Origin of the sequence: Streptomyces sp. H39-C1, from assembly GCF_027158125.1 — a bacterium.
Classification (GTDB): Bacteria; Actinomycetota; Actinomycetes; order Streptomycetales; family Streptomycetaceae; genus Actinacidiphila; species Actinacidiphila fildesensis.
This window is the reverse complement of the sequence record NZ_JAPVLS010000061.1, coordinates 27,730-43,692: the sequence shown is the minus strand read 5'-3', so window position 1 is coordinate 43,692 and position 15,963 is coordinate 27,730. Positions and strand designations below refer to the sequence as shown.

Annotated in this window: 14 protein-coding genes; 12 read left to right on the top strand and 2 right to left on the bottom strand. The window is 70.8% G+C overall.

Translation table 11 applies throughout. The features are described from left to right. Positions 1-66 precede the first annotated feature (66 nt). Positions 67-1,590 carry a ricin-type beta-trefoil lectin domain protein gene (locus tag O3W51_RS32230; RefSeq protein WP_269287954.1) on the bottom strand — a complete coding sequence of 508 codons (1,524 nt, stop codon included), beginning with the start codon at positions 1,588-1,590 and terminating at the stop codon, positions 67-69. Between the two features lie 120 nt (positions 1,591-1,710). Between O3W51_RS32230 and O3W51_RS32225 the strand changes: the two genes are divergently transcribed. The 10 genes from O3W51_RS32225 to O3W51_RS32180 all read left to right on the top strand — a co-directional run bounded on the left by O3W51_RS32225 (position 1,711) and on the right by O3W51_RS32180 (position 13,591). Then, positions 1,711-3,117, top strand: coding sequence for a class II fumarate hydratase (locus O3W51_RS32225; RefSeq protein ID WP_138358595.1), 1,407 nt, complete (start codon positions 1,711-1,713; stop codon positions 3,115-3,117). Between the two features lie 23 nt (positions 3,118-3,140). Then, on the top strand, positions 3,141-3,818 hold the full coding sequence (fomD, locus tag O3W51_RS32220; protein ID WP_138358593.1) for a cytidylyl-2-hydroxypropylphosphonate hydrolase: 678 nt from the start codon (positions 3,141-3,143) through the stop codon (positions 3,816-3,818). A gap of 133 nt (positions 3,819-3,951) precedes the next feature. Continuing rightward, a complete protein-coding gene (locus O3W51_RS32215) occupies positions 3,952-4,620 on the top strand; it encodes a class I SAM-dependent DNA methyltransferase (protein ID WP_138358591.1) in 669 nt (222 codons plus the stop codon). A 334-nt stretch (positions 4,621-4,954) separates the two neighbouring features. Then, complete coding sequence (locus O3W51_RS32210) at positions 4,955-6,889, top strand: ATP-binding SpoIIE family protein phosphatase (RefSeq protein WP_232484719.1); 1,935 nt, start codon at positions 4,955-4,957, stop codon at positions 6,887-6,889. 147 nt (positions 6,890-7,036) lie between these two features. Continuing rightward, the gene (locus O3W51_RS32205) at positions 7,037-8,485 is read left to right on the top strand and encodes a catalase (RefSeq protein WP_138352110.1); all 1,449 of its coding nucleotides are present in this window, start codon (positions 7,037-7,039) and stop codon (positions 8,483-8,485) included. A gap of 166 nt (positions 8,486-8,651) precedes the next feature. Then, entirely contained in the window at positions 8,652-9,599 is a 948-nt protein-coding gene (locus O3W51_RS32200; RefSeq protein WP_138352111.1) for an SPFH domain-containing protein, read from the top strand. After that, the gene (locus O3W51_RS32195) at positions 9,596-9,874 is read left to right on the top strand and encodes a hypothetical protein (protein WP_138352112.1); all 279 of its coding nucleotides are present in this window, start codon (positions 9,596-9,598) and stop codon (positions 9,872-9,874) included. Before O3W51_RS32200 ends, O3W51_RS32195 begins: the two co-directional genes overlap by 4 nt. A 77-nt stretch (positions 9,875-9,951) precedes the next feature. Further along, positions 9,952-10,476, top strand: coding sequence for a PadR family transcriptional regulator (locus O3W51_RS32190; RefSeq protein WP_138352113.1), 525 nt, complete (start codon positions 9,952-9,954; stop codon positions 10,474-10,476). Further along, positions 10,473-11,174 carry an ABC transporter ATP-binding protein gene (locus O3W51_RS32185; RefSeq protein WP_138352114.1) on the top strand — a complete coding sequence of 234 codons (702 nt, stop codon included), beginning with the start codon at positions 10,473-10,475 and terminating at the stop codon, positions 11,172-11,174. The genes O3W51_RS32190 and O3W51_RS32185 overlap by 4 nt, the downstream gene beginning before the upstream one ends. Then, positions 11,171-13,591, top strand: coding sequence for an ABC transporter permease (locus tag O3W51_RS32180; RefSeq protein WP_244809376.1), 2,421 nt, complete (start codon positions 11,171-11,173; stop codon positions 13,589-13,591). Before O3W51_RS32185 ends, O3W51_RS32180 begins: the two co-directional genes overlap by 4 nt. 43 nt (positions 13,592-13,634) lie before the next feature. On the opposite strand, the gene O3W51_RS32175 is transcribed toward O3W51_RS32180, so the two are convergent. Continuing rightward, positions 13,635-14,639, bottom strand: a complete 1,005-nt coding sequence (locus O3W51_RS32175; protein WP_244809374.1) for a hydrogen peroxide-inducible genes activator — start codon at positions 14,637-14,639, stop codon at positions 13,635-13,637. Between the two features lie 146 nt (positions 14,640-14,785). Here O3W51_RS32175 and O3W51_RS32170 point away from each other — a divergent pair, with 146 nt between their 5' ends. Together O3W51_RS32170 and O3W51_RS32165 are read left to right on the top strand one after the other, a co-directional pair. Further along, positions 14,786-15,340: a peroxiredoxin gene (locus O3W51_RS32170; RefSeq protein WP_138352116.1), complete on the top strand. Its 555-nt coding sequence runs from the start codon at positions 14,786-14,788 to the stop codon at positions 15,338-15,340. 6 nt (positions 15,341-15,346) lie between these two features. After that, complete coding sequence (locus tag O3W51_RS32165; RefSeq protein ID WP_138352117.1) at positions 15,347-15,880, top strand: alkyl hydroperoxide reductase; 534 nt, start codon at positions 15,347-15,349, stop codon at positions 15,878-15,880. Positions 15,881-15,963: the final 83 nt, after the last annotated feature.

The window sequence follows — 15,963 nt, the reverse complement described above, 5'->3', positions numbered from 1 at the left end:
CAACAGCAGCACGAACGGGCCCCGCCGCTCCATCGGCGGGGCCCGTTCGTGTTCCGTCGCGAGCCGTTACGCGAAGCGCTGGCTCGCGGAGCCGTCGCAAGCCGCCAGTTTCAGCGGCGAACTCGCGGCGCTCTGGGTCACGCACAGGCCGGTGGCCGCCACCGGGCGGATGGTGCCCGCCGTCATGGTGAACCGCTGGTTGGTGCCGCCGTGGCAGTCCCACAGGATGAGGCCGGTCCCGGCGCTGTAGTTCGAGGCCGGCACGTCCATGCACCGGTCCTGGCTGAGCGCGATGTGCAGCGACTGGTACTGGGTGTCGTACGCGAAGGACTGGTTGCGGCCCCCGTGGCAGCTCCAGCCGAGCATCGCGGTGTTGTTGCGCGACGAGCCGCCGTTGGCGTCCATGCACTGGCCGGTGGCCGCGTTGGTGACCGGCTTGAACGCGTCGTCCCAGGCGCCCTGGTGGAGCACCGGAGTGCCGGTGCTGGCCGGGTCGGCGCAACCGGCTTCCTGGTAGCCGGAGTTGTAGAGCTGGGTCAGGCACGACGCGAAGGCGCCGTGGCCGCGGGCGTTCGGGTGGAAGGACTGGCGTACGGAGTTGGCGTCGGGCGGGAACGGGTTGCTGATGTTCACGACCAGGCCGCGCGCCCAGGTGTTGTCCGTGCACGCCTCATGCCCGTGGAAGAGCCGGGAGTTGTCGAGGTACACCGCCCCGGTGGCCTCGGCGGCCTGGCGCATGCCGAGCTCGAAAGCGGGCACCGCGGAGTTGCGGCCCCAGGCGAGGTCCGTGTCGTAGCCGGTGCAGCCGCCCGGGATCTTGCCGGGGAAGCCGGGGTTGTCGTAGATGTCGGGGCTCATCGGGCTGGGGTAGCCCATCACCACGAGCTTGTAGTCGGCGTCCGCGTAGCCGGCGTCGCGCATGACCGTCCGCAGGTCCTGCACGGTCCCCTCGACCTTGGGCACCAGTCCGTCGACGCGGGCCTGCCAGCCGGGCGCGTACTTGGAGTCGCAGCTGCCCTGGAGCAGGAACCAGCGCTCCACGCAGTCGGTGATGACCGGTCCGAACTGCAGGTCGTCATTGGCCCCCGCGACCAGCACCACCATCTTGATCTTCGTGTTGCGGGCCTTGATGGCGAGGCTGTCGCTCTGCACCAGCTCGTCCGCGTACTGCTTGCTGCCGCCGATCCTGATGTTGCCGGTGTACGCGCCCGAGCAGGCGACGTTGTACGTCTCGTCGGCCGGGATGCCGGTGCGGTGGATCGCGGAGTCCGGGGAGCGGTGGCACCAGTTCGTGGGGCCGTCCGTGCCCGCCTCGTAGGTGCCGACGCCCTCGCCGGAGATCTCGCTGTCCCCCAGCGAGATCAGCCCGGTCTTGCGGTCGGCCATCGGCCGGATCGCCGGACTCCCGTACAGCGCCGTCGCCTCGGCGGCGCGGACCTGCTCGAGGTCGGCGGAGAGCGGCTGGACGGTGCTGTTCTGCGGGGCCGCGGAGGCCGTGGTGGTCAGACCGGCACCGCCCGCGAGGACGGTCGCGAGGACGGCCAGTACCGTCCCGGCGGCACGACAACGTCTCTTTCTCGACATGCGCATACGTCGCTCCTTCCACAGGAATGAAATGGGCTACGGCACTGTCCTACTGATGGGTGTTACTTGGAAGTAGTACGACAATGGGAATGTTGTCGAGGAGTTGCCGAGGAGAGGAATCCAGCCATGCCCGAGGAGCAGTCCCAGGACCGGCCTTTCCGGATCGAGCACGATTCGATGGGCGAGGTACGGGTGCCCGCGGACGCGAAATGGCGGGCCCAGACCCAGCGGGCGGTGGAGAACTTCCCGATCTCCGGCCAGCGGATCGAGCGCGCGCACATCGAGGCGCTGGCCCGGATCAAGGCGGCCGCCGCCAAGGTGAACGCCGGACTCGGCGTCCTGGACAAGGACATCGCCGAGGCGATCCAGGAGGCGGCGGCCGAGGTGGTGGACGGCCGCTGGGACGACCAGTTCCCCATCGACGTCTTCCAGACCGGCTCCGGCACGTCCTCCAACATGAACGCCAACGAGGTCATCGCGACGCTGGCCACCGAGCGGCTGGGCCGTGACGTGCATCCGAACGACCACGTCAACGCGTCACAGTCGTCCAACGACGTGTTCCCGTCGTCCATCCACATCGCGGCCACCGCCGCCGTCACCCGCGACCTCGTGCCCGCGCTGGAGCACCTCGCGGAGTCCCTGGAGCGCAAGGCGGCCGAGTTCGCGGACGTCGTGAAGTCCGGCCGTACGCATCTGATGGACGCCACGCCCGTCACGCTGGGCCAGGAGTTCGGCGGCTACGCGGCCCAGGTCCGGTACGGCGTCGAGCGGCTGCGGGGCGCGCTGCCCCGGCTGGCGGAGCTGCCGCTCGGCGGCACCGCGGTCGGCACCGGCATCAACACCCCGCCCGGTTTCTCGGCCGCGGTGATCGCCGAGGTGGCGCGGACCACCGGGCTGCCGCTGACCGAGGCGCGCGACCACTTCGAGGCGCAGGGCGCCCGGGACGGCATCGTCGAGACGTCGGGGCAGCTCAAGACGGTCGCGGTCGGCCTGACCAAGATCTCCAACGATCTGCGCTGGATGGCGTCGGGACCGCGGACCGGACTGGCCGAGATCAACCTGCCCGATCTCCAGCCGGGCTCGTCGATCATGCCGGGCAAGGTCAATCCGGTGATCCCGGAGGCCGTGCTGATGGTCGCGGCCCAGGTCGCCGGCAACGACCTGACGATCACGATGGCCGGCGCCGCCGGGAACTTCGAGCTCAATGTGATGCTCCCGGTCATCGCCAGGAATGTGCTGGAATCCGTCCGGCTGCTCGCCAACGTCTCCCGGCTGCTCGCCGACCGCACCGTCGACGGCATCACCGCCAATGTCGAGCGGGCCCGTGAGTACGCGGAGTCCTCGCCCTCGGTGGTCACCCCGCTGAACAAATACATCGGTTACGAGGAGGCGGCCAAGGTCGCCAAGAAAGCCGTCGCGGAGCGCAAGCGCATCCGGGACGTGGTGATCGAGCTGGGCTATGTCGAACAGGGAAAACTGACCGAGGAGCAGCTGGACGCGGCGTTGGATGTGCTGCGCATGACCCATCCTTAAGGGCTGATCCGTAAGATCTGTTCATGACAGCCGACACTCTTCTTGACGGAAACGGGCCGGGTACCAGCGGCTACTGGTCGCCGGGTGAGCAAGTGTTGTGGCGTTATCGGGGCAACGGCACCGACGAGCTGCACATCTGCCGCCCGGTGACCGTCGTGCGCGATGACGCCGAGCTGCTCGCGGTCTGGATGGCGCCCGGTACCTCCTGTGTGAAGCCGGTGCTCACCGATGGCTCCCCGATCAACCGGGAGCCGCTCGCCACCCGCTATCTCAAGCCGCGCACTACGCGCGTCGAGCAGTGGTGGGGGGCGGGTGTGCTGAAAATCGCACACCCTGGCGAGCCCTGGTCGGTCTGGCTCTTCTGGGACAAAAGGTGGCATTTGAAGAACTGGTACGTGAACCTGGAGGAGCCGCGCCGGCGCTGGTCCGGCGGTCTGGACTCCGAGGACCACTTCCTCGACATCGCGGTCCGCCCGGACCGCAGCTGGCACTGGCTGGACGAGGACGAGTTCGCCCAGGCGCAGCTCGCGGGCCTTATGCCCGCCGAACGCGCCGAGCGGGTACGGTCGGCCGGACTGGAGGCGGCCGGGGTCATCAGGTCCTGGGGCCGGCCCTTCCGGGACGGCTGGGAGGACTGGCGCCCGGATCCCGGCTGGCCGGTACCGTCACTCCCGGACGACTGGAACCGTCCGGCAAAGTGACCTCGTGAGCCCCTTGATGCGCCCCGGGTCGTCAAACGTAGGATCGTGCTCCGCAACACCGCGCAATTCCCAACCAGCACCCAGAGCCTGACGCCAAGTCATCAAGCCACGCGCACCAAGGAGGACCGAGGCAGTGGGAACCGGCGGCTACGAGGACATAAAGCGGGACCGCGGCGGCCAGGCCGAAGCGTTCGACGCGATCGGCGACCGGTACGACGAGGCGTTCCCCCACAAGGACGGCCAGCTCACCGCGGGCCGGTGGCTCGCGGAGACGCTGCCCGCCGGATCGCGGGTGCTCGACCTGGGCTGCGGCACCGGCCTGCCCAGCACCCGGCAGCTCGCCGGGGCCGGACACCGGGTCGTCGGCGTCGATCTGTCCGCCGGCATGCTCGCGCTGGCCGCGCAGTACGTGCCGGAGGCCGAGTTCCACCAGGGCGACATCGCGGACCTGCGCCCCGGCGGCCCCCTCGACCTCGGACGTTTCGACGGCGTCGCGGCCTTCTTCTCGCTGCTGATGCTGCCGCGCGCGGAGATTCCCTACGCATTGCGCGCCATCCATGATCTGCTGGAGCCCGCGGGTCTCTTCATCCTCTCGATGGTCGAAGCGGATGTGGACGACTTCGCCATCCCGTTCCTTGGTAACACCATCCGGGTATCCGGTTATCTACGGGATGATTTGCACCAGGTAGTGGCGGACGCGGGCTTCGAGGTGATCGAGGAGGAGTCGTACGCCTATGCACCGGCGAGCACCGACGTGCCGCCGGAGGAGCAGCTCTTCCTCTACTGCCGACGACGCGCCTGACACGGCCCAATCCCCGCCGCGGCCAGCGCGTGGCGCACAACCGGATGGAACGACTCGCGTGACCACGGATCGCACGCCCCCGCCCCCGGCGCGGCAACCGGGACCGGATGCCGCCCTGCCGGCACCGCTGCCGGACCCGCGCGGCGGCTTCCGCCTGCCCCCGGGCTCCGACCGGGAGGACCAGCCCTCGCCGCCCCAGGCGCTCCCCGACGACCGTTCCGCACGGGACCGGCAGGCGGCGCAGGCCGCGGGCACGCCCCGGCGCGAAGCCGCCGCCGACGCGTCGTTCTCCAGCACCCCGCCGCGCGGGACCCAGGGGCCGGCGGGTGCCGCCATGGAGCCCGCCGGCCATCCGCGCCACGAGGAGCCCGCGGCGGCGCTCGCACCCACCCCCGCGGCGCCCGCGCCCCCGGGCTCCACGCCGCCCACCCCGCCCGGCGCCTCCGGCACCCTCGGCACCCGTACGGCGGTTTCCTCGGGCTCGGAGGCCGAGCGGCTGCGGTACGTCGGGGCGGCCACCCGGCGGATCGCCCGCGGTCTGGACCTCGACGAGATCCTGCTGGGCCTGTGCCGCTCCGCCGTCCCCGCGTTCGCCGACGCGATCCTGGTCTACCTCCGCGACCCGCTGCCGGTCGGCGACGAACGGCCGTCAGGGCCGCTCGTGCTCCGGCTGCGGCGCGCCGACGGCGGCCTCGACGAGCCCAGCGGGCAGTCCTACGTCGGCACCGTGCTGGCCCCGGTGCCCGCGGAGCCCGCCTACGGCGGCGCCGCCGAGAGCACCCTCGTCCGGCTGGACGGCCCGCTCGCCGAGGTGCTGCGCGGCGTACGCCCGGTCTTCGCGGAGCACCCGCAGTCCGCCGCCGCACTGGAGGAACTGCTGCGCTTCGGCGAGGGTCCTTCGGCCTCCGCCGGCGCGGGTCGGCCCGGAGAACGGCCCGGATTACACCCCGAGCCGGGTGCCGCCAGGAGCGACAGACCGCTGCACCCGCCCGTCCTGCCGACCGGACGCCGCGCGATACTCGCCCCGCTGCGCGGCCGCCGCCGGGTCATCGGCGCCGCCGTACTGCTGCGCCGCCCCGACCGGCCGCCGTTCGAGTCCGACGACCTCCTGGTCGCCGCCCAGCTCGCCACCCACACGGCGCTGGGCGTCGACAAGGCGGTGCTGTACGGACGCGAGGCGTACATCGCGGACGCGCTGCAACGCGAGATGCTGCCCGACTCCCTGCCGCAGCCCACCGGGGTCCGGCTCGCCAGCCGCTATCTGCCGGCCGCCGAATCGGCCCGGGTCGGTGGCGACTGGTACGACGCGATCCCGCTGCCCGGCAGCCGCGTCGCGCTCGTCGTCGGCGACGTCATGGGCCACTCCATGACCTCGGCGGCGATCATGGGCCAGCTGCGCACCACGGTGCAGACCCTCGCGGGGCTCGACCTGGCGCCGCAGGAGGTGCTGTACCACCTGGACGAGCAGGCCCAGCGGCTCGGCAGCGACCGCATGGCGACCTGCGTGTACGCGGTCTACGACCCGATCGCGCACCGGCTGGTGGTGGCCAACGCCGGCCACCCGCCGCCCATCCTGCTGCACGCCAACGGCCTGGCCGAGGTGCTGCGGGTACCGCCGGGCGCGCCGATCGGCGTCGGCGGGGTGCCGTTCGAGGCGGTCGAGCTGCCGGCGCCGGCCGGCGCGACCCTCGTGCTGTACACCGACGGCCTCGTCGAGTCCCGGACACGGGACGTCTGGGGCGGCATCGAGCTGCTGCGCGAGCGGCTGCACGACGCCGCGACCGTGCTGTCGCCGCCGCCGCTGGAACCGCTCTGCGACGAGATCCTGGAGATCCTCGGCCCCGGCGACCGCGACGACGACATCGCGCTGCTGGCCGCCCGCTTCGACGGGATCTCGCCGAGCGACGTCGCCTACTGGTACCTGGAGCCGCAGCCGCAGACCGCCGGCCGGGCCCGGCGGCTCGCCCGCCAGGCGCTGCGCCGCTGGGACCTGGAGCACCTGATCGAGCCGACCGAACTCCTGGTCAGCGAGATCGTCACCAACGCCGTCCGGTACGCCGAGCGGCCCATCACGCTGCGGCTGCTGCGCACCGACGTGCTGCGCTGCGAGGTCGGCGACGACGCGCCGCTGCTGCCGCAGATGCGGCACGCCCAGCCGCAGGACGAGGGTGGCCGCGGCCTGTATCTCGTCAGCCGGATGGCTCAGCGGTGGGGGGCCACAAGACTGAGTGCGGGCAAGGTCGTCTGGTTCGAGCTGGCGATTCCGTAGTTCCCGGCACCCGGGCCCGGGTGCCGGAGGCCGCGCGGCCTCCGGCGCCCCGCTGTCGCCCGGCGTGCCGAGCGGGAGGTTCGGTGCAAGGGTGGTCGAAGCGACGCCCCGGTACCGGACTCTCGACTCGAACGGGAGACACACGCGATGAGCACCCCGTACACCACCAACAACGCCGGTGTCCCGGCGGAGAGCGACGAGCATTCGCTCACGGTGGGGCCGGACGGCCCGATCCTGCTGCAGGACCACTATCTGATCGAGAAGATGGCCCAGTTCAACCGTGAACGGGTCCCCGAGCGGGTGGTGCACGCCAAGGGCAGCGGAGCCTACGGCAGCTTCGAGGTCACGAACGACGTCAGCCAGTTCACCAAGGCCGATCTCTTCCAGCCGGGCCGGCGCACCGAGATGCTGGCCCGCTTCTCCACCGTCGCGGGCGAGCAGGGCAGCCCGGACTCCTGGCGCGACCCTCGGGGCTTCGCGCTCAAGTTCTACACGGAGCAGGGCAATTACGACCTGGTGGGTAACAACACGCCCGTGTTCTTCGTCCGCGATCCGCAGAAGTTCCAGGACTTCATCCGCTCGCAGAAGCGCCGCGCCGACAACGGCATGCGCGACAACGACATGCAGTGGGACTTCTGGACGCTCTCCCCGGAGACCGCGCACATGGTCACCTGGCTGATGGGCGACCGCGGCATCCCGAAGAACTTCCGCCACATGAACGGCTACGGCTCGCACACCTTCATGTGGGTCAACGGCGCCGGGCAGCGGTTCTGGATCAAATACCACTTCATCACCGACCAGGGCATCGACTTCCTCACCCAGGCCGACGCGGACGCGCTGGCCGGCGAGGACCCCGATGCCTTCCGGCGCGATCTGTTCGAGACGATCAAGCGCGGCGAGCACCCTTCGTGGACGTTGAAGGTGCAGGTCATGCCGTTCGAGGACGCGTCCGGGTACCGGTTCAACCCGTTCGATCTGACCAAGGTGTGGCCGCACGGCGACTACCCGCTGATCGAGGTCGGCCGGATGACGCTGGACAGGAACCCGGAGGATTTCTTCGTCCACATCGAGCAGGCAGCCTTCGAACCGTCGAACATGGTGCCGGGCATCGGCCCGTCCCCGGACAAGATGCTGATCGGCCGGCTCTTCTCGTACCCGGACACCCACCGGTACCGGATCGGCCCGAACTACGCACAACTGCCCCCGAACCGGCCGCACTCGCCGGTCTACTCGTACGCCAAGGACGGCCCGATGCGGTACGAGCCGTCCCGTACGGCCGCCGTGTACGCGCCGAACTCCTACGGGGGTCCGGCCGCCGACACCGAGCGGTTCGGTGAGCCGGCGGGCTGGGCGAGCGCGGGCGAGATGGTGCGGGAGGCGTACGCGCCGCACCGCGAGGACGACGACTGGGGACAGGCCGGCACACAGGTGCGGCAGGTGCTCGACGACGCTGCCCGCGCCCGGCTGGTGACGAACGTTTCCGGCCATCTGCTGAAGGGTGTCAGCGCACCCGTCCTGGAGCGGGCGCTGCAGTACTGGCGCTCCATCGACAAGGAGGTCGGCGACCGGATCTCGGTCGCCGTCAAGAGCGGCTGACCCCGCCGCAGCACCTCCGCCCCTCGAAACCGCAGCCCCGGCGCACGTGTTACCCCCCTCCGTGCCCCGGGGCTGCATCGTCTGCCCATAGCTTGCGGATGATTAATGTGCTATCACTTTGCTAGGCGGGCGAATGAGCGCGCCGAGCACTGTGAACGGGGGACCCATGTCCGAGAACCGCACCACCGATCTCCAGTCCGAGATCCCTGAGATGCCTGCCCCGCATGTCACCGAACGGGTGGCCGTCGGCATGCCGGGGCTGCCCTTCCTGCTGATCGCCGTGCCGGTGCTGTTCGGCGGCATCGCGCTCTTCATCGTCGGCATCGCCCAGGCCAAGGACAGCGGCGGCGCGCTGGCGGGCGTCCTGATCGGCGCCGGTGTGCTGATCGCGATCGCCGCCTTCATCACCATGTTCGGCCTCACCCAGGTCGCCCCCGGCGAAGCCCGCGTCTGCCAGCTCTTCGGCCGCTACCAGGGCACCATCCGCCAGGACGGGCTGCGCTGGGTGAACCCGTTCACCAGCCGCCGCAAGATCTCCACCCGGATCCGCAACCACGAGACCGCGGTCCTGAAGGTCAACGACTCGTACGGCAACCCGATCGAGCTGGCCGCGGTCGTCGTCTGGCAGGTCAGGGACTCCGCGCAGGCGGTCTTCGAGGTCGACGACTTCGTGGAGTTCATCGCGATCCAGACCGACACCGCCGTCCGGCACATCGCGACGAACTACCCGTACGACGCGCACGATGTGGAGGGCCTGTCGCTGCGCGGCAACGCCGAGGAGATCACCGAGAAGCTCTCCGTCGAGATCGCCGCACGGGTCGGCGCGGCCGGCGTGAAGATCATCGAGTCCCGCTTCACGCACCTCGCCTACGCCCCCGAGATCGCCTCCGCGATGCTCCAGCGCCAACAGGCCGGCGCGATCGTGGCCGCCCGCCAGACCATCGTCGAGGGCGCGGTCGGCATGGTCGAGTCCGCACTGACCCGGATCTCCGAGCAGGGCATCGTCGAGCTCGACGAGGAGCGCAAGGCCGCCATGGTCAGCAACCTGCTCGTGGTCCTGTGCGGTGACCGCGCCGCCCAGCCCGTACTCAACACCGGGACCCTCTACCAGTGACGGAACGCACCGGCCGCGCCGCCCGCAAGCAGGTGCTGCTGAGGCTCGACCCCGCCGTCCACGACGCCATCGCGACGTGGGCGGCGACCGAGCTCCGCAGCACCAACGCGCAGATCGAGTTCCTGCTGCGCCGGGCGCTCGCCGAGGCCGGGCGCCTCCCCGGCGCCGCCGGGCCGATCCCCCGCCGCGGCCGTCCGGCCCGGTCGGCGGAGCCGTCCGCAGAGTCGCAGACAGAACCGTCGGCAGAGGGAGGAAAAGGGATCGAGAGCCGATAGGAGTGGCTTGACCTGCGATGATCCACTACACACCACGTCTATACACACCACGTATACACGTCATGTAGAGTGCTCGCATGTCAATCGGCCACACCCTGCTCGGGCTTCTTGAGTCCGGCCCACGCCATGGTTACGACCTCAAGCGCGCCTTCGACGAACGCTTCGGCCACGACCGCCCGCTGCACTACGGGCAGGTCTACTCGACGATGGCCCGACTCCTGAAGAACGGGCTCGTGGAGGTCGAGGGCATAGAGCCCGGCAGCGGCCCCGAGCGCAAGCGGTACGCGATCACCGACGCCGGACTGACCGACGTCGAGACGTGGCTCGCCCAGCCCGAGAAGCCCGAGCCGTATCTGCAGACGACCCTGTACACGAAGGTCGTCCTCGCCCTGCTGACCGGCCGCAGCGCCATCGACCTGCTGGACACCCAGCGCGCCGAGCATCTGCGGCTCATGCGGGAACTGACCCGTCGCAAGTCCAGCGGCGACCTCGCCGACCAGCTGATCTGCGATCACGCTCTCTTCCACCTCGAGGCGGATCTGCGGTGGCTGGAACTCACCGCCGCCCGGCTCGACCAGCTCGCGACGGAGGTACGCAAGTGACCAGCTCCACCCCTCAGCCCAGCACGCCGCTGCTCTCCGCCGACGCGCTGCACAAGACCTACGGCCCCACCCCCGCCCTGGACGGCGCCGACTTCACGATCCGCTCCGGCGAGGTCGTGGCCGTGATGGGCCCCTCCGGCTCCGGCAAGTCGACGCTGCTGCACTGCCTGGCCGGCATCGTGCGGCCCGACGCCGGCAAGGTCCTGTACCGGGGCGAAGAGCTGTCCGCCATGTCGGACGCCGCCCGCAGCGCGCTGCGCCGCGGTGACTTCGGGTTCGTCTTCCAGTTCGGCCAGCTCGTCCCCGAGCTGACCTGCGTCGAGAACGTGGCGCTGCCGCTGCGGCTGAACGGCGCCAAGCGCAAGGAGGCCGAGCGGCTGGCCACCGAGTGGCTGCACCGGCTGGAGGTCGACGACCTCGGGCACAAGCGCCCCGGCGAGGTCTCCGGCGGCCAGGGCCAGCGGGTCGCGGTGGCCCGTGCGCTGGTCGGCGGACCCCGGGTGATCTTCGCGGACGAGCCGACCGGCGCCCTGGACTCCCTCAACGGCGAGCGCGTCATGCGGCTGCTGACCGACGCCGCCCGGGACACCGGCGCGGCCGTCGTCCTGGTGACCCACGAAGCGCGGGTCGCCGCGTACTCCGACCGCGAGATCGTCGTACGCGACGGCAAGTCCCGTGACATGGAGCGGGTCGCGTGAGCACGCCCTCGGAGAACGCCCCGCGCACCACTCCTCCACGCACCCTGCCGCGCACCGACGCCCGTACCTGGGTCCGCGACCTCGCGCTCGGCGCGCGCTTCACGCTCGCCGGCGGCAAGGAAGGCTGGATCCGCAACCTGCTGACCGCCGTCGGCGTCGGCCTCGGCGTGGCGGTGCTGCTGCTCGCGTCCGCCGTCCCGGCGATGATGCAGGCCCGCTCGGATCGCAGCCACGACCGTGACGACATGTACTTCGGCGAGAAGCTGAAGCCGACCGCGTCGACCATGCTGATCAACAACACCGACACCGTCTACCACGGCGTGGACGTCTACGGCCGGGTCCTGGACCCCGACGGCGACAAGCCGCCGGTACCGCCCGGCCTGAGCAGGGTCCCGGCCCCGGGCGAGATGACCGTCTCCCCCGCGCTCGCCAAGCTGCTGGACTCCTCCGAGGGCAAGCTGCTCAAGGAGCGGCTCAACTACCGCGTCACCGGCACCATCGCCAAGGCCGGACTGCTCGGCCCCGCCGAACTCGTCTACTACGCGGGCAGCGACACCCTCACCGACGCACACGCCACCCGCGTCGACACGATCGGCGGCGCCCGGCGCAGCTCCGAGGGGCTGGGCGCGGTCCTGACCCTGCTCGTCATCATCGGCCTCGTGGTGCTGCTGATGCCGGTGGCCATCCTCATCGCCACCGCCGTCCGATTCGGCGGCGAACGCCGCGACCGGCGGCTCGCCGCACTGCGGCTGGTCGGCGCCGACACCCGGATGACCCGACGGATCGCGGCCGGCGAGGCACTCGTCGGCGCGGTCGTCGGGCTCGTGTTCGGCCTCGGGTTCTTCCTGCTGGGACGACACTTCACCGGGCAGATCGAGCTGTACAGGCTGAGCGTCTTCCCCTCCGACGTCCGGCCCGGCACCGGCCTCGCCCTGCTGATCGTGCTCGGCGTCCCGGCGGCGGCCGTCGCGGTCACCGTCCTCGCGCTGCGCGGTATCGCCATCGAACCGCTGGGGGTCGTCCGCAACGCGGCACTGCGCAAGCGCCGCCTGTGGTGGCGGCTGCTCATTCCGGTCGCCGGACTGGCGCTGCTGGCCCCGCTGTTCGGCGGCGTCCAGGGCAACGCGGACCTCAACGCGTACCAGATCTCGGCGGGCGCGATCCTGCTGCTCGTCGGTGTCACCGCCGTCCTGCCCTGGCTCGTCGAGATGATCGTCAACCGCTTCGGCGGCGGCCGGATCCCCTGGCAGCTCGCCACCCGCCGTCTGCAGCTCAACAGCGGCGCCTCCGCCCGGATGGTCAACGGCATCACCGTCGCGGTGGCCGGCGCCATCGCCCTGCAGATGCTGTTCAGCGGCATCGAGAGCGGCTTCACCTCCGACACCGGCAAGGACCCGAACCGGGCCCAGATGCAGGCGAGCGTCGATGTCACCGACGGCCCGCAGGCGACCGCCGCGTTCCAGGCCTACCGGACCACCCCCGGAGTGCGCTCAGCGCTCGGTCTCGTCCAGACGTCCGCCATCCCCGACGGCGCGGCGGCGAAGGCGAAGGCCTCCGGCAACCCCGACGCCGCGGGCGAGATCCTGGAGTTCCCGGTGATCGTCGGCGACTGCGCCGCACTCGCCGAGATCGCCGCCGTCGGCGACTGCGCCGACGGAAGCGTCTACCGCGTCCTGCCGGACGCGTCGTACACCACCCCGCCCGACATCTCCAAGGCCGGCGCCCGGCTGGACCTCAACGCCCCGCAGAGCGGCGTGCTGACCGGCCCGCCCCGGCCGTGGACCGTCCCGGCCACCGCCCGCACGGTCAAGTCCCGCACCAGCCCCAACGGCGACGTGCAGTGGGGCATCCTCGCCACCCCCGGCACCCTGGACGTGGCCCGGACGCAGCAAGCGCGCGCCACGGTGCTGATCAAGCTCGACGCGCAACGGCCGGACGCGGAGGAGTACGTCCGCAACACCACGGCCCGGCTGGGCGAGAGCGCGAACACCTACACGCTCGAAGGCACCCGCACGGTGCGCAAGTACACCAGCATCAAGCGCGGGTTGCTGATCGGCGCGGTCACCACCCTGCTGCTGATCGGCATCAGCCTGCTGGTCTCGATGCTGGAGCAGCTGCGCGAGCGCAAGAAGCTGCTCGCGGTGCTGATCGCCTTCGGCACCCGGCGCTCCACCCTCGGGCTGTCGGTGCTGTGGCAGACCGCGCTACCGGTCGCCCTCGGCCTGGCGCTGGCGGTGATCGGCGGCCTCGGACTCGGCTCCGTGCTGCTGAAGATGGTCGGCTCACCGATCCGCGTCGACTGGGCGAGTGCCGCGACGATGACGGGCGTCGGGGCGGGCGTGGTCCTGCTCGTCACGCTGCTCAGCCTGCCGCCGCTGTGGCGCATGATGCGCCCGGACGGTCTGCGGACCGAGTAACCCCACCGGATTCCGGCACCGACGCCGGCCGGACCTGCTTCCCTCAGGCCCGGCCGGCGTCGGCGTACTCCAACACGTCCGCCCCGTCCGTCACGTTCTCCGCTGCCTCCGCGTCCTCCGCGTCGAGGACGCGCACCGGCAGCGGCCGCAGCGCCTCGCGCAGCGCGGCCGCGAAGGCCGTGAACTCCTCCGCGCGGGCGGTCCCGCCGCGCATCGCGAGCGCGATCCGCCGTGACGGCGCGGGATCCGCGAAGTACCCGGTCGACAGCTGGTCGTTGCGCCCGGTCTCCACCAGCAGCGCGGTCCGCGGCAGCAGCGTCACCCCGAGCCCGCCCGCGACCAGCTGCACGAGCGTGGACAGCCCGGCCGCGGTGGTCGTCACCGGAACGCCGCCCGGCCGCCCGGCCTCCCGGCAGATGTCGAGCGCCTGGTCGCGCAGGCAGTGCCCCTCGTCGAGCAGCAGCAGGTCCATCTCCCGCAGCGCCTCACGGGGAATGGCCTGCCGTCCGGCCAGCCAGTGCCCCTGCGGTGCGACCACGGCGAAGTCCTCGTCGAAGAGCGGCAGTTCGGTCACCCCGGGCATCCCGAGCGGCACCGCGAGCAGCAGCAGATCGAGCCGCCCACCGGTCAGCCCCTCCAGCAGTGACGACGTCTGCTCCTCGTGCACCTGCAGATCCAGCGCCGGGTAGCGGACATGGACCAGCCGCAGCACCGTCGGCAGCAGATACGGCGCGACGGTCGGAATCACCCCGAGCCGCAACACTCCCGTGAACGGCGCCCGCGCCGCCTCCGCCTCCTCCATCAGCTCCCCCACGGCGTCGAGCACGCTCCGTGTCCGCGCCGCGATCCGCTCCCCCGCCGCGGTGAGCAGCACCCTGCGCGTCGTCCGCTCGACCAGCTGCACTCCCAACGTCTCCTCCAGCGCGGCGACCGCACCGGAGAGCGCCGGCTGACTGGTCCCGATGGACGCCGCCGCATCACGGAAGTGCAGGTACTCGGCCACGGCGGCGAAGGCCCGCAACTGGGACAGGCTGGGCTGCTTGCTCACTGACACTCCGGGCTACTGATAGGCGACTCCGATCAACGCCGTCGAGTCTAGCTATTTCTGTGATCAATAGACGCCATGGGAGGGTGGAATACGTCCAACCCTCTGGAAAGCCTCAAAAGGGATTTCCAATGTTTCAAGGAGAGCGCGTGCTCACTGTCGGTGACAAGTTCCCCACCTACGACCTGACTGCCTGCGTCGATCTCGACGCGGACAAGGCCTTCGCCCAGATCGACCACAAGTCGTACGAGGGCAAGTGGCGCGTGGTGTTCTTCTGGCCGAAGGACTTCACCTTCGTCTGCCCGACCGAGATCGCCGCGTTCGGCAAGCTGAACGACGAGTTCGCCGACCGCGACGCCCAGATCCTCGGCGTTTCCGGCGACTCCGAGTTCGTGCACCACGCCTGGCGCAAGGACCACGCCGATCTGCGTGACCTGCCCTTCCCGATGCTCGCGGACTCCAAGCACGAGCTCATGCGCGACTGCGGCGTCGAGGGCGAGGACGGCTTCGCGCAGCGTGCCGTGTTCATCGTCGACCCCAACAACGAGATCCAGTTCACGATGGTGACCGCCGGTTCCGTGGGGCGTAACCCCAAGGAGGTGCTGCGGGTGCTCGACGCCCTGCAGACCGACGAGCTGTGCCCGTGCAACTGGAGCAAGGGCGAGACGACCCTCGACCCGGTCGCGCTCCTCGCGGGCGAGTGATCCGGTATGTCGCTGGACAACCTCAAGTCGGCGCTGCCCGACTACGCCAAGGACCTGAAGCTGAACCTCGGTTCGGTCATCGGTAACTCCGAGCTTCCGCAGCAGCAGCTGTGGGGCACGGTGCTCGCCGTCGCCATCGCGTCGCGTTCGCCGCGGGTGCTGAGCGAGCTGGAGCCGGAGGCCAAGGCCAACCTCTCCCCCGAGGCGTACACCGCCGCCAAGTCCGCTGCCGCGATCATGGCGATGAACAACGTCTTCTACCGGACCCGGCACCTGCTGTCGGACCCGGAGTACGGCACGCTGCGCGCGGGGCTGCGGATGAACGTCATCGGCAACCCGGGTGTGGAGAAGGTCGACTTCGAGCTGTGGTCGCTGGCGGTCTCGGCCGTCAACGGCTGCGGCCAGTGCCTGGACTCGCACGAGGCCGTACTGCGCAAGGCGGACGTCTCGCGCGAGACGATCCAGGAAGCGGTCAAGATCGCCGCCGTCGTCCAGGCGGTCGGAACGACGCTGGACGCCGAGGCCGTCATCGCCGGCTGAGCAGCCGCACCGCATCACGCAGCGGGCCCCCGACCGATGGTCGGGGGCCCGCTGTACGTGTGCGGGTGTGCGTGCCCACGGGC